The organism is Rhizobium tibeticum (assembly GCF_900110205.1).
In the GTDB taxonomy this organism is placed as follows: domain Bacteria; phylum Pseudomonadota; class Alphaproteobacteria; order Rhizobiales; family Rhizobiaceae; genus Rhizobium; species Rhizobium tibeticum.
On record NZ_FOCV01000018.1, the window covers coordinates 92,889 to 107,041 of the forward strand.

The window sequence follows — 14,153 nt, forward strand, 5'->3', positions numbered from 1 at the left end:
GCCTGTGTGAAGAGCAGTTGACAGTGAAGCCGCAAAAAGGAGATCAACGTTCATCGAAAGCCGAGTGGAGCATCATGTCGGAAAACGCCGCAGGAACTGTCATCGTTATCTCCAGCCACGTTGTCCGTGGTTCCGTCGGAAATCGTGCGGCGGTCTTTGCACTGGAGACTCTAGGCCATCAGGTCTGGGCACTGCCGACGATCGTGCTTCCCTGGCACCCCGGTCACGGCCGGTCGACAAGGCTCACATTTGCGGAAGCCGATTTTGATGCGGCGATCGACGATCTCATCGGCGCGCCCTGGATCGGCGAAGTGAAGGCTGTTCTCTCGGGGTATTTCGGCAATGGGGCGCAGGCGCGCTCGGTTGCCCGGCTGGTGACGGCTTTGCGGGAGCGGAAGCCGGAGCTTCTGTATGTTTGTGATCCGGTCATGGGGGATCTGGGCGGTCTCTACGTGCCGCAGGCAACGGCCGAGGCAATCAGGGATCATCTGATACCGCTCGCTTCGCTTGCAACGCCTAATCGATATGAACTCGCCTGGCTCGCCGGTGCTCCGCTAGAGGACAATACAGCGATCATGGATGCGGCCCTATCGCTGGGACCGTCCCGCATGCTGGTGACCTCCGCAGTGCCCATGATGGCTGGCGGCACAGGCAATCTCTATCTCTCGGGGCGCCATGCGCTGCTGGCGGAACATCGCCTTATCGACAAGCCGCCGAATGGCCTTGGTGATCTTCTCGCGGCGCTGTTTCTATCGCGGCTTCTCTCGGGCATGGAGGATGAGAAGGCGCTTCAGCTTGCAACGGCGAGCGTCTACGAGGTGCTTGCTCGCGCGGTGAAGCGGGGCAGTGATGAATTGACACTGGCACGCGACTCGTCGAGCCTGGCAACGCCGATGGCGATGGTCCAGATGCGACGCTTGTTGCACCCGGCACAAAGGCGCAAGGGGTAACGGTCACGCACCCGCATTTCATATCTTGCAGTGCGATATTGATCTTGGCGGGCGTAGGCTGTAATCGAAGATCATGCAGCGTTTTCCAAACACCCTTCTGGACGGTTATCGTAACTTTATGAACGGGCGTTATGCGGACGCCCGCGATCGCTATAGGACACTGGCGGAGCACGGCCAGAACCCAAGTACGCTGGTGGTCGCCTGTTCGGACTCGCGCGCTGCCCCCGAACTGATTTTCGACGCAGGCCCCGGTGAACTTTTCGTCATCCGGAATGTTGCCAACATGGTACCGCCCTATCAGCCGGATGGCCATTTCCACGCGACGTCGGCAGCGCTGGAATTTGCGGTCCAGGTGCTGAAGGTTACCGATATCGTCGTCATGGGTCACGGCCGTTGCGGGGGTATTCGGGCGGCGCTGGACCCGAACGCTGAGCCCCTGTCGCCGGGTGACTTTATCGGACGCTGGATGTCGCTCGTCAGGCCTGCGGCTGAGCAGATCGGCGCCAATGATGTCATGACACTCGCCGAGCGCCAAACCGCCCTCGAGCGCGTGTCGATCCGAAATTCGATCGAGAATCTCAGGACGTTTCCGGACATCAAGGCCTTGGAAGACGCCGGCAAGATAGCGCTTCACGGTGCCTGGTTTGACATTTCGACCGGAGAGCTGTGGGTTATGGACGCTGAAACCCGTGACTTCATTCGTCCTGATGTCTAGGCCAAAATAAAAAGCGCCGAACTTCGGTTCGGCGCTCTTGGCGTATGTTGAACTCTTCTCAGTTGCCGTCGATCTGCTGACCGATGTAGGCGATTGCCTGCTGGTAGACGGTCGCCGCGTTCCAGCCGGCAATGGCTGCGAAGTTGGGCTCGCCTGGCTGATAGCCGGCACCAGCCTGCCAACCATGGCCCTTCAGGAAGTTGGCAGTTGAGGCAAGCGCGTCAGCGCGTGAGCCAACCATATCGACGCGGCCGTCGCCATCGCCATCGGCGCCGAAGCGCACGACATTGCGCGGCAGGAACTGCGTCTGTCCGATCTCGCCGTGGGCTGCACCGCGCGCCTGCGGGCTCAGGTAACCCTCCGAGACGAGTTGCAGCGCTGCGTAAAGCTGGTCGGTGAAATAATCAGAGCGCCGGCAATCATAGGCGAGCGTCGACACGGCCGACAGCGTGTGCTGGTTGCCCATGTAGCTGCCGAATCCAGTCTCCATGCCCCAAATCGCGATCAGCGGGCCGGCTGGAACACCAAAGCTGCGCTCGATCGATGCAAAGAGGGCTGCATTGGAGCGCTTCATCCCCTTGCCGCGTGAAATGATTGTCGCGCCGCCACGCTTCTGCATGAAGGCATCGAAGGAAAGCTTGAAGCTCTTCTGGCCGCGGTCGGCGGCAATTGTGGGTCTGTTGTAGGCGACGTTCGCGAAGGCGCGATCAAGAATTTTGGGGCTGACACCATGTGTTGCAGCCTCTTGTTTGAACTCGCCAACCCACTCCTCGAACCCGGCACCGTTGTTGCCGCACTGGGCGGCCTTGGCAGCTGCAGGAACTGCGTGGAGAATGCAGGCGGCCGCAGCTACCAGCAAAAATTTTGTCATGCGCATGGAGATACCCCGATCCCGATCTGACTAGCCTTCAAACCGGGCCAGCGGCCCGCTTTCGGCAATATTGTCACCATCTTTGTGTTGGCAAGCGCGGGAAGCCAAAAACAGCAAACCCGCGCCAAGCAAGCCCTATCTTAGTAAGCGGGACTTAACAAATCACAGTTAACAGTTGGTTAGGCCGCCTTCTTGCGCGGCTTCACAAGTCCGCGATTAATAAGCAGCTCGGCGATCTGTATCGCATTGAGAGCAGCCCCCTTGCGGAGGTTGTCGGAAACCACCCACATATTCAGGCCGTTCTCGACCGTCGCGTCCTCGCGGATGCGCGAGATATAGGTCGCGTCTTCGCCGGCAGACTCGTACGGCGTGATGTAACCGCCGTTCTCGCGCTTATCGATGACCAGGCAGCCGGGAGCTTCGCGCAGGATGTCGCGAGCCTGATCGGCGGTGATCTCGTTCTCGAATTCGATGTTGACCGATTCAGAGTGGCCGATGAATACCGGAACGCGAACTGCCGTGCAGGTCACCTTGATCTTCGGATCGAGCATCTTCTTGGTCTCGGCGAGAACCTTCCACTCTTCCTTCGTGTAACCGTCTTCCATGAAGCTGTCGATGTGGGGGATGACGTTGAAGGCAATGCGCTTCGTGAACTTCTTGTTCTCGATCGGATCCGCGACGAAGACGGCGCGCGTTTGGTTGAACAGCTCGTCCATGCCGTCCTTGCCGGCGCCGGAAACGGACTGATAGGTCGAAACGACCACGCGCTTGATCTTGGCGAAGTCGTGCAGCGGCTTGAGCGCCACGACGAGCTGTGCAGTCGAGCAATTCGGGTTGGCAATGATGTTGCGCTTGCTGAACTGGGCAATGGCGTCCGGGTTCACTTCCGGAACGATGAGCGGCACGTCCGCGTCGTAGCGCCATGCCGAGGAGTTGTCGATGACGACGCAGCCTTGGGCGCCGATCTTGGGCGACCACTTCTTGGAAACCTCCCCGCCGGCCGACATCAGGCAGATGTCGGTATCGGAGAAGTCGTAATTTTCAAGGTTGGAGACCTTCAGCGTCTTGTCGCCGTAGGAAACTTCAGTCCCCTGCGAACGCGCAGACGCAAGCGCGACGACTTCGTCAGCAGGGAAACCGCGCTCGGAGAGGATGTTGAGCATTTCCCGGCCAACATTTCCGGTCGCTCCCGCAACTGCAACTTTAAAACCCATTTCTCAAGCTCTCTTTCTCTTCTCTCCTCTTATCCGGTGAGGGGGAAGCGCGAAACATCGCGGCTTCCTTGTCCCCAGCCGGGCCGGGGAGAGAGCGGCAGGCCAGAGACGTCAGACGGTTTTCGTCGTCGTTTTGGCCTTGGTTTTGGAAGAAACCGGAACGGCAACACCCATCCCGGCATTTTGTGCCCGGTCATTGCATGCAGCAATGGCGTGTTCGTCGCGAACCATGGATATCCCTTTTCCGCCGTTGCTCTTAAAAGGTTTTCCACAGGAGTCAAGGTTTATGCGATCAGATACGGCAGCGTGGCGGCGGATGGACGGTCTTCCAGCAGCCCTCGTGCCTCCGACGTCTAGCGCCGATCCCGCCAGCGATCGACGCGCACGGGAACCGGAATCATGCTTCGGTCGGGCAATCGCCTATGGCCCCCCGTCTCAAGTCTGCGCTTGCGCTCAAGATGGTAGGCGTAGGCGAACTGGATGGCGATGCCGATGACCACGAAGACTGGGCCGGCGATCTGATCGTGATTGTTGATGTAGAGCACGACCTGACCAACCATCGCCAGAATGGTGCCGGCGACGAAGATGCTCAGCGAATGGCGACCGAGAATGGTCAGCGGATTGTCCGTGGATCGTTGAAGGAGGCGTGAGATCGCCGGAATATTGATGACGAGATAGGTCAACGCCAAAACGTGCAGCAGCCTCGGTAGCGACAGGAACGTCTTGTCGAAGCCCGTCAGCACGGGCGGCAGCCCGAGCGATGTCAGTGCGATTCCGAAGCTCCAGAGCTGACCGACAACCCAGGCAAAGGACAACACGAGATAGGCGGCGGCGAGCGCAAAAAGAATTGGGTGCTGCGGCAGTTTGCCGCCGCGGCGCACATGCATCATTCCGACGATGCCGATCGTAAAGAGGAACTGCCAGGACAACGGATTGAGGAACCAGTAGCCTTCGATCAGCATGTTATGCGGAGCAATCTCGTAAATGCCGGCAAACAGCCAGACAGTGCCCGAAACGGCGAGGGCAAGGAGTGGGCTTGCCGCGTTGAGCAGAAGGATGATGGGGACCATCAACATCAACGCGCCATACATCGGCAAGATATTGTTGTAGCCGATCTGATGCCCGAGCAGCAGCAACGAGGGGATCCCGGCCTTCAAATTGGTGAGGACGGCAAGGATGTTGATCTCACACAAAAGCCCGGGCCGATGGAAGATCCATGCGCCAGTCAGAAATAGGGCGAGCGTCATGAATGTCGTGATCATGTGAGCCAGGTAAAGCGTGAATGCTCGCTTCCAGGCCTTTGTTGCCGTCTGCAGCCACGCCCCTGGCTGAAAACATGATCCGTAGGCCAGGCCGACGGCAATGCCCGAGATCAGGACGAAGCCTTCGGCCGCATCGGAGAAGCCGAAATTCTTGGTTGTGAGGTTCTCGAAAATCTGACCGGGAACATGATTGATGAAAATCGTGATGAGCGCGAGTCCGCGCAGAACGTCCAATCGCGTGTCACGTTTCGGCGTCGCTACCGTCACAGAACTTTGCTTGGCGCTGATCGTTCCTTCGAGCGCTATTGCCATGGACTTCTCCTGCTTTCCGATTTTGCAAACGCAGTTGCGGCCAAAAGGGTTCCCTTTTGGCCGCAACGAATCGCCGGATGATTAGCGTGGAAGAATGCTGTTATCCGACCGGATATCCCTCGTCGGGATCGGTGACTTCGCGTCCGTTGATGGTGACACCGTAACCCTTCGGATGGGACGATTTTGAGACCGAAATGAGATATTTAGCACCCGCATGCTCGATCTCGGCAGAGAAGCCGTCCCATGTGCTCGGCAGTGCCGGACGCACGTACAAGCAACCGTCCTTTACCCGGATGCCAAGGATGCCCTCGGTCACCGCCCGGTAGAGCCAGCCGGCCGAGCCCGTGTACCACGTCCAGCCGCCGCGCCCACTGAGCGCGCCCTCGCCGTAGACATCAGCCGCGATGATGTAGGGTTCGACGCGATAGCGCTCCGCCGAAACCGGGTCACGCGCATGGCTGATCGGATTGAGCAGTTCGAAACAACGCAGAGCGTCATCGCCGCGGCCAAGCTCGGCCAGCGCCATGACGACCCAGGTCGCGGCATGGGTGTACTGACCACCGTTTTCGCGAACACCTGGCGGGTAGGCCTTGATGTAGCCCGGATCCTTAGCCGAGTTATCAAAGGGCGGGGTAAAGAGGCGGATGATCCGCGCTTCGGGATCGACCAACTTATCCAAGACCGAGTTCATCGCCTTCGCAGCATGCGCCGGATCTCCTTCGCCGGATAGCACGCTCCATGACTGGGCGATCGAGTCGATCTGGCATTCGAGGCTTTCCTTCGAACCAAGCAAGCTGCCGTCGTCAAACGTACCACGCCTATAGTAGGCGCCATCCCAAGCGGCCGTTTCAAGCGCAGCCTTGAGCTCTGCCAGGTGCTTGGTCCACCGCTCGACACGTGCCGTGTCACCCCGCTCCTGCGCATAGGCGGTGAACGAGCGCAGCGCGCCCGCAAGGAACCAGCCGAGCCAGACGCTAGTTCCCTGGCCGCCGATGCCGACGCGGTTCATGCCATCGTTCCAGTCGCCGCCAAGGAACAAAGGCAGCCCGTTCTTTCCCTTCCTGGCGATCGCGAGATCAAGCGCGATGGCGGCGTGTTCGTAGACGCTCGCCTTGTCGTCGGAGACCTCAGGCAGATAGAAGGAATCGTGCTGGCCCTCGAGGAGCGCCGGCCCTTCCAGGAAGGCGAGTTGCTCGTCGAGGACGCTTTTGTCGCTCGTAACGCTGCAGTAGTGATGGATTGCGTAGGCGAGCCAAACAACGTCGTCCGAAATCAATGTCCGGACGCCGGCGCCGGTGCCGGGCAGCCACCAGTGCTGAACGTCACCTTCACGGAACTGACGCGAGGCGGCGTTCAGGATCTGCTTGCGGGCAATTGACGGCTCATGGATGACGAATGCCAATGTATCCTGCAACTGGTCGCGGAAGCCGAAGGCACCGCTCGCCTGATAGAAGGCGGTACGCGCCATGATGCGGCAGCCAAGGCTCTGGTAGGGCAGCCAGGTATTGATCAGATTGTTCATGCTCTGATCGGGCGTGAAAACCTGCAGCTTCCCAGTGACACCCTGCCAGAAGGAACGGTTTGCCTGGACAACGTCCTCGAAGGCGATCTTGCGGATATCGCTGATCAACGCCCTCGCCTCGGCCTTCGTCTCGGTATCGCCGAGGAAGAAGCAGACATCCCGCTCCTCGTCCGGTCCGACCTCGATATCGATCGCCAGAACCGCTGCCGGGTCGCCGTCAAGTTCGGTCGTGCCGGAAAGGTTGGCAACCGAACTCAGTGCATGCGGTGTCTGGATCGTACCTGTTCTGCCGATAAATTCTCGACGGCTGGCGGTAAAGCTCGATGGGTTCTCGCTGGCCACAAAGAAAGTCACGCGACCGGAATAATCGATGCTGTAGTTGTTGCTCGCCAGCAGCGCGCCCGTCTCCTCGTCGTGCTCAGAGAGGATGAACGGCGCAGACTTCTGCGCGTTGTTGCCCAGAACCCACTCGACGTAGCCGTAGAGCCGCAGCTTTCTTGGTCTGGAGCCGGTATTGCGTAGCCGGATTCGCTGCAGCTTGACCGGTTTCTCGCGGTCGACGGTTTGAGTGACCTCAAGCGCGATTTCGTTCTGGACGCTGGAGAATACGGAATAGCCCAGGCCATGTCGTGCTTCGAAGCGAATATCCTGCCGCTCCGAGAGGCTCGCGAACGGGGTCAACACCGCGCCGCTCTCGCGATCGACGACGTAAATCGCTTCGCCTGGGCGGTTGATGACCGGGTCATTCGACCACGAGGTCAGCTGATAATCGCGCGAGTTTACGCTCCATGTGAAACCCGCTCCTTCCGCAGACACGTGGAAGCCGAATTTCTCATTCGAGATCACATTGATCCATGGATGAGGCGTCGCGTGACCCCCGGGGAGGCGCACGACATATTCGCGACCGTCGACGGCAAAACCGCCGATGCCGTTCCAGAAATTAAGGTCGCCTTCCTCCTCGATCACCACCTTTGACGGCGATGAGGCGGGTGGCGCGGCGACCAGCTTGACAGGCGTCTTTGCCCGGTCGGCGCGTTCCAGTTCCTGCTGCTCTTCCTTGCTTGGGGAAAAGAGCGCGACGGCGCGATTGATCTGATCGATAATCTTGCCGTTCTTGGCGTGGAAGGTCACGCGCGAGGCGGAGATGAGGGCGTGATATGTCGACTCTTCCATCAGATCCTTGCGGACCGTGAAAATGTGCTGACGCAAACCATCGGCCTGACCCATACGGCGAACGTTCTCTGCCATCTGGTCGACGGCGTGCTGCATGTCCTGCGCATAGGATGAGGCGCGCTCGTTCATGATGACCAGATCAGCGGTGACGCCACGCGAGCGGAGGTATTCCTGCGCAAGCAACGCCTCTCTGACAATGTCGAGATCCATGTCATCGTTGACGCGCAGGGTGAAGATCGGGAAATCCCCCGAAATTGCCAGCGGCCAAAGCGACGACTGCGACTGCATGCCGGCGGCGACTGCGGCCGCGTCGGCGCGCAGATACATATCCGGATAAACCAGGTGGCGGCCGAGATGCTGGAACGCTGCCGCCTGCTGCGACGTGACGCCGACATGGCGCATCTGCACCTGCGTGCGGGTCCATGCCTGGACGAGCTCGTGGTTGAAGGCGTCCGCGTGGCGATACCGATCAACCGCCTGGTCCACCTCATTGCGGCTCGGGGCAGCAATAGTCCAGAAGATGACGCTGACTTTCTTGCCGGGCGGCACGCGGACCGTGCGGCGGAGGGAAAGAACCGGATCGAGGATGAAGCCGTCGGTGCCGGAAAGGGTCGCGCCTGGGTCGAAAACGGCAGCATTCGAGAGGGTGCGTCCCCGTCCGAGAAACTTGCGGCGGTCGGTCTCGAACTCGGTGTGGCGCGAAGAACCCGAGTTGTCGACGATAAGGTGGGCAACGGCCATGTTCGGCTCGTTCGGATCGCGCTTGTTGCGCTCGACGCGGATGACGTCACCGCGTTTGCCGATTTCCGTCTTGACAAACATCCGGGCAAATGCCGGGTGTGCGTTGTCGACATCGTCCGTCGCCAGAACCGGTTCGAGATACGAGGTCACCTCGATGAAGCGATCCTCCGTTCCGCTGTTGACGAGCGTCAGGCGGCGGCCTTCGGCGTCGTGCTCAGTGGCGACGATGCACTCGACCTCACTGGTAAGGTCACCGACGGTCTTGGTGAACTCCGCCTTTTCGTCGGCGAGGAGAACCTTGACCTGCTCGCCTTCGACGCTCTTTGGCTCCGCGGTCGCCGACCACCATTCATTGGTTGCGGTATCGCGCAGGAAGATGAAGCTACCCCAGCGATCCTCGGTTGGCTCGGCTTTCCAACGGGAGACCGACTGGCCGTTCCACCTGGAATAGCCGGCGCCGGTTGCGGTCAGCATAAGCGAGTAGTGGCCGTTCGAGAGGAAGACCAGCTCGCGGTCGCGCGATGCCGGATCATAGATCTTGCGCAGTTCAGGACGCAACAGGTCATCCTGGATGCTGGCTGGCGTATCGGACTCGTGCTTGCCACTCATGACCGGAATATCCCGCGGTGCCTTCTCCTGGAGAAGCAGCTCGGCAGCCTCGATCACCGGATCCGAGTGGAAGAGTTCGCGCAAGTGGCCGTTGAAGGCGACGTTCGCGACGGCCGCGATCGACATGCCGTGATGGTGAGCATAGTAGTTGTAGACGACCGCGCAAGTCTTACCTTCGGGCACGCGGGTCGGCGTAAAATCGACGGCGTCGTGGAAGCCGAACTTGCCGAGCGCGCCGAGTTTGCGCAGGCGCTGAAGGTTCTCAAGTGCCGCGTCAGGATCGTACTGGCTGGCGAGGATAGAAGCATAGGGCGCGATAACCGCGTTGTGGCCAAGGCCACGCTTCAGGCCGAGCGATGGTACGCCGAAGTTCGTGTACTGGTAGTTCAGGTTGTGGTCGCGCGCATTGAACGCGGCTTCCGAAATACCCCACGGAATGCCCAGCTTGCGAGCATGGTTCATCTGCTCGACCACGACCAGATTGTTGGTCTGGTTGAGGATGCCTCCGCCGCGCTCCTGCATGACGAGCGGCGGCATGAGGTACTCGAACATCGAGCCGGACCAGGAGACGAGTGCACCGCGCGAGCCAACCGGAACAACCTGGCGGCCGAGTCGGTACCAATGCTCGGTCGGCAAGTCGCCCTTGGCGATGCCGAACAGGCTGGTGAGGCGGCATTCCGACGCCAGCAGGTCATAACACGCCTGATCGAGTTCGCCGCTTTCCACACGGTAGCCGATGGAGAGCAGGCGCCGCTCGGGTCGGAACAGGAAACCAAAGTCCATCGAGAAGGCGAGGTCGCGTGCCTTGTCGCGCAAGGCAGTCAGGCGTGGACGCAACGCGTCGATGTTGGATAGATCAAAAGTGCTGTCGGAAATATGGGCTTCGCAGATCTTGACCAGAGATTCCGCCCAGCGCGTGACTTCGACGCTCAAAGCAGACTTTACTTCGTGGTCGAGGTTGGCAGCGAGCTTTTGAATATCACGTGCCAGTACGGCAAGGTTGATGATGCGAATGGATGCGAACTCGTGCTCGCGCTTGACTGCAGCCAGCGCGTTCTGGAAGCCGATGATTCGTTCCTCCAGGCGACGGCGCAGCGGGCGAACTGTCTTGCGATCGTCCGGTAGCTCGGACAGCACTTCTGCAAGGATGCCGGCAGTATCGCCGACGCCGTCGAGGTTGCCCTGCATATGAGCTGACGGCGCTTCCGCCCAGTCGCGGCAGGCGGACGAGATCGCGATGAGGTGGCCAGCAAGGTTGCCGCTATCGACTGCGGAAACATAGCGCGGTCCAAGCGTCTCGAGCGTATCGGTGTGATACCAGTTGAACAGGTGCCCGCGGAACTTCTCCATCCTGTCGATCGTTGCGATCGTCTGTTCGAGCCGCTCGATGGTTTCCTCGAAGGAGAACCATCCGAAATGGCGACCGGAGACGACGGATAGCAGGTAGACGCCGATATTGGTCGGAGACGTGCGCGTCGCCACGATCACATGCGGCGTTTCCTGAACGTTGTCCGGCGGCAGGTAGTTCTGTTCGGCAGTCGTGAACGTCTCGAAATATCGCCACGTGCGGCGGGCAATCTTGCGGAGTTCGCTGGAAACGGAATCGGCGACCTCAAGACGGTCTTCGGTCTCGGCAGACTGGCTGACATAGTAGGCGACCAGTGGCGACAGGAACCAGAGAAGAGCGAAAGGAACGCCGACGAGATAGGCGTTGTCGCCGGAAAGTGCGGCAAAGCCAAGCGCGAGCAGAGCCAGCACCGGGGCGTGCCACATTGCCTTGTAGTAAGACCGGATCGTTCCCTGCTTGCCGGCCTGGACACTGGCTGCCGTTCGCCACTGCAGCATCAGCTTGTGGCTGAAAAGCAGGCGATAGAGCGAGCGACCGATGGCATCGGCCATCATGCAAGCGGAATCGGCGATGAAGACGATCCGCAGGGCCACTTGGGCATTGGCCGCGCGAATGTCGGACCAAACGGTGTAAAGGTGAGCCCTCGCGACGATATCGCTGGTGCGCGGAATGATGCCGTGGATAAGCGAGAGCGTGGGAGCGACGAAGAGGCAGAAAATCAAGAGGATCTGCCAGACGAGTGCGCCGAGTGGGCTCATGAAATACCAGCCGAGCACCGAGGCGAAGAACCAGGCGATCGGCGTCAGCGAGCGGCGGAGGTTGTCGAACATCTTCCAGCGGCCGAGCCCGGTCACGCCGTGCTTCGGATTGAACATGTACGGCAACAGCTGCCAGTCGCCACGCGCCCAACGATGCTGGCGCGAGGTTTCGACCTCGTAACGGATCGGGAAATCTTCGACGAGCTCCAGATCGGTGACCAGCGCGCAACGGGCCATCGAACCCTCGAGCAGGTCGTGGCTGAGCACCGAGTTTTCCTCGATGCGCCCCTTCAGCGACGCTTCGAAGGCATCGACATGGTAAAGGCCCTTACCGGTGAAAGTGCCCTCACCCGCCAGATCCTGATAGACGTCGGAGACGGTGAAGACGTACGGGTCGAGGCCGCGGTTGATCGAGAATACGCGCTGGAAGACCGAAGCGTCCTTGCCTGTTGTCAGGGATGGGGTAACGCGCGGCTGCAGCACGCCATAGCCGCTTTCGACGCGACCCGTAGCCGGATTGATGACCGGACGGTTGATCGGATGGTAGAGCTTGCCTGCGAGCTTCGTGACCGCATCGCGCATAAGGCGTGTGTCGGCATCGAGCGTCATCACGTACTGAACGTTTGCCGGTACGACATTTGCACCCGGAAGGTAGGTCGTATCGCGGTCGCCGCGAAGCAGCAGGTTCAATTCGTGCAGCTTGCCGCGCTTGCGTTCCCATCCCATCCAGGCACCTTCGGACGGATTGTAGAGCCGGCGGCGATGCAAGAGATAGAAACGCGTCTTGCCATCAAAGGCATAGCGCGCCGAGAGGTTTGCGACTTCGCGGCGAGCGTAGTCTAGAACCTCAAGATCGGCAGACGTTTCCTCGACCTGGCTGTCCGGCCAGTCACTGAGCAGCGCGAAGTAGATTTCGCCGCGCGGGTTGGCGAGGTAGTGGACCTCGAGATTTCGGACCAGCTCATCGACGCTGTCACGGTTGGAGATAAGGCAGGGAACGACCAGAAGCGTGCGGGCTTCCTCGGGAATGCCTTCCTTGAATTCGTAGCCGACCAGTCGAGCCGGTGTGACGAAGAACGACAGCACGGTGTTGAAGAGACCGGTCGCTCCTTCGGAGGCCAGAAGCGAGAACATGACCAGCAGGATCGCGATTTCCAGCGGTCCCATGCCTGCATTGGCCATGAACTTGCCGACGATCGCCATCGCGATGATAGTGAGCAGGATCACCGGAGCGGCGATCGACAGCCAATTGAATCGGCGAACAGCGCGGACAAAATGCTGCGTCGACGTTGGGCGGTAGTTCGATCGCGCCTCGAGTTTTGGCCGTTGGGCACCGGTGAGAAAGCCGCCGACGTTTGGTTCATTTGGCTGCGTCTCGCCGGAGGCCTTCGCCTCCTCAGTCATATCGAGCGCCAGGTGGGCAATTTCCATTTCCGACAGTGGCGAGCGCTTGGCCAGCTTTTCGATCTGCTTGCGGTATTTGTTGCGCGAGCCGGAATCAAGATCACCGTAGTCGGAATTGTCCCACAGCAGCTTGTCAACATGGCTCACCTGCTCGACCCAGACCGACCATTCGGTGTCGTCGATCTCGCGAAGACTGCGGATGATGTTGCCCATCGTGACATTGCCGGAGGACAGGCGGCTATGTTCCGCCATCGTCGCCTCTTCGGTGTCACGGCCGAGGGCTTCAAGACGCTCGTCCAGCCATGTGATCGCCACGCTGGACGCTTGCGAGCCGTCGCGCATGCGATAGAGGAACTGCGTCGCAAAGGTGTTGTCTTCGGCAAGAGACTCGAGCGACCTAAGATACTCGGCCGCCCTTGCCGGGTCCGTCAGCCGCACAAGCTCGTCTGCAGCCTCGTTGGCGCGCCGACGCAACCGACGGCTGCGCTCGACGCGGCTCGAAATGCGACGCAGGTTTTCCACGAGCACATAGCGAACAAGCGACGGCAGTGCCCAGAGTTCACCGATCCTCAGCGTTTCGCTCTGCTGGAAGCCATCGACGAGCGCCGTCAGGCTTTGCTGCGAGATCGTGCTGTGGGTGTGGGCGACATAAAGCCACGCTAGCGCCAGGGTGCGCGGAATCTGCACACCGCTGATGTCGATCGTCGGCAGTTCCCGATAGAAGCGCCGCGGGAAGTCCCGACGGATTTCCTGGATCGCTTCCTCGACAATGTAGTGGTTGTCGAGCAGCCATTCCGCTGCGGGAGTGATCGTTTCACCCGATTCCACGTCCGTTGCCGTGGTGCGGTAGACCCGCAGGATTTCCTTCTCGTTTTCCTTATGCCGCGCGAAGAAATCGAAGGGCGCAAAAGCGGGCAGCAAGTCGACGCCGCGGGCGGCGACGGAGTTGCCTATTGCCTTGATATCCTCGATGGAAAGATACGTTGAGCGGATCGAGTCGTTATGATCGATCTGCTTCGTTTCAGACTCGCGGGACGGGCTCGGAGACGTGGCGGAAATGGACATGGGTTCGGTTCTGGATCCAAACAAAGTTATGATGATTTTGCGTAGCCTTTTGCACTGCCAAATATGACTGCCGCATGAACAGCGCCGAGGTTTCCTGATCCCGGACAGCAAGATCGAAGCGGTAATCAACCGACGATGCGAAACGGTTTAAACGCGACCTATGTGGGCGATGTGCGAACACAGCTCCGTGCGCCCTCCACCCTTTCGGA

At 60.0% G+C, this 14,153-nt stretch carries 7 protein-coding genes; 2 read left to right on the plus strand and 5 right to left on the minus strand.

Annotated elements, in window-relative coordinates:
- Positions 1 to 74 precede the first annotated feature (74 nt).
- Entirely contained in the window at positions 75 to 950 is an 876-nt protein-coding gene (gene pdxY / locus BSG20_RS19890; RefSeq protein WP_072369950.1) for a pyridoxal kinase PdxY, read from the plus strand.
- A gap of 73 nt (positions 951 to 1,023) precedes the next feature.
- Positions 1,024 to 1,665 carry a carbonic anhydrase gene (locus BSG20_RS19895; RefSeq protein ID WP_072369947.1) on the plus strand — a complete coding sequence of 214 codons (642 nt, stop codon included), beginning with the start codon at positions 1,024 to 1,026 and terminating at the stop codon, positions 1,663 to 1,665.
- A gap of 58 nt (positions 1,666 to 1,723) precedes the next feature.
- Here the strand turns inward: BSG20_RS19895 and BSG20_RS19900 are convergent, their stop codons facing one another.
- The 5 genes from BSG20_RS19900 to BSG20_RS19920 form a co-directional block, all read right to left on the minus strand.
- A complete protein-coding gene (locus tag BSG20_RS19900; protein WP_072369944.1) occupies positions 1,724 to 2,542 on the minus strand; it encodes a lytic murein transglycosylase in 819 nt (272 codons plus the stop codon).
- A 173-nt stretch (positions 2,543 to 2,715) separates the two neighbouring features.
- On the minus strand, positions 2,716 to 3,750 hold the full coding sequence (locus tag BSG20_RS19905) for an aspartate-semialdehyde dehydrogenase (protein ID WP_072369941.1): 1,035 nt from the start codon (positions 3,748 to 3,750) through the stop codon (positions 2,716 to 2,718).
- Positions 3,751 to 3,861: 111 nt separating this feature from the next.
- Positions 3,862 to 4,068 (minus strand): hypothetical protein, encoded by a 207-nt coding sequence (locus BSG20_RS19910; RefSeq protein WP_072369938.1) that lies wholly within the window; start codon positions 4,066 to 4,068, stop codon positions 3,862 to 3,864.
- A 35-nt stretch (positions 4,069 to 4,103) separates the two neighbouring features.
- Positions 4,104 to 5,324: an OpgC family protein gene (locus tag BSG20_RS19915; protein WP_072369935.1), complete on the minus strand. Its 1,221-nt coding sequence runs from the start codon at positions 5,322 to 5,324 to the stop codon at positions 4,104 to 4,106.
- Positions 5,325 to 5,424: 100 nt separating this feature from the next.
- Positions 5,425 to 13,944, minus strand: a complete 8,520-nt coding sequence (locus tag BSG20_RS19920) for a GH36-type glycosyl hydrolase domain-containing protein (protein ID WP_072369932.1) — start codon at positions 13,942 to 13,944, stop codon at positions 5,425 to 5,427.
- Positions 13,945 to 14,153 lie beyond the last annotated feature (209 nt).

Excerpts from the sequence above, each read along its gene's own strand:
- BSG20_RS19900 (WP_072369944.1), bottom strand. The coding sequence starts at position 2,542 with ATGCGCATGACAAAATTTTTGCTGGTAGCTGCGGCCGCCTGCATTCTC.
- BSG20_RS19920 (WP_072369932.1), bottom strand. The coding sequence starts at position 13,944 with ATGTCCATTTCCGCCACGTCTCCGAGCCCGTCCCGCGAGTCTGAAACG.
- BSG20_RS19905 (WP_072369941.1), bottom strand. The coding sequence starts at position 3,750 with ATGGGTTTTAAAGTTGCAGTTGCGGGAGCGACCGGAAATGTTGGCCGG.
- BSG20_RS19895 (WP_072369947.1), top strand. The coding sequence starts at position 1,024 with ATGCAGCGTTTTCCAAACACCCTTCTGGACGGTTATCGTAACTTTATG.
- BSG20_RS19915 (WP_072369935.1), bottom strand. The coding sequence starts at position 5,324 with ATGGCAATAGCGCTCGAAGGAACGATCAGCGCCAAGCAAAGTTCTGTG.
- pdxY (WP_072369950.1), top strand. The coding sequence starts at position 75 with ATGTCGGAAAACGCCGCAGGAACTGTCATCGTTATCTCCAGCCACGTT.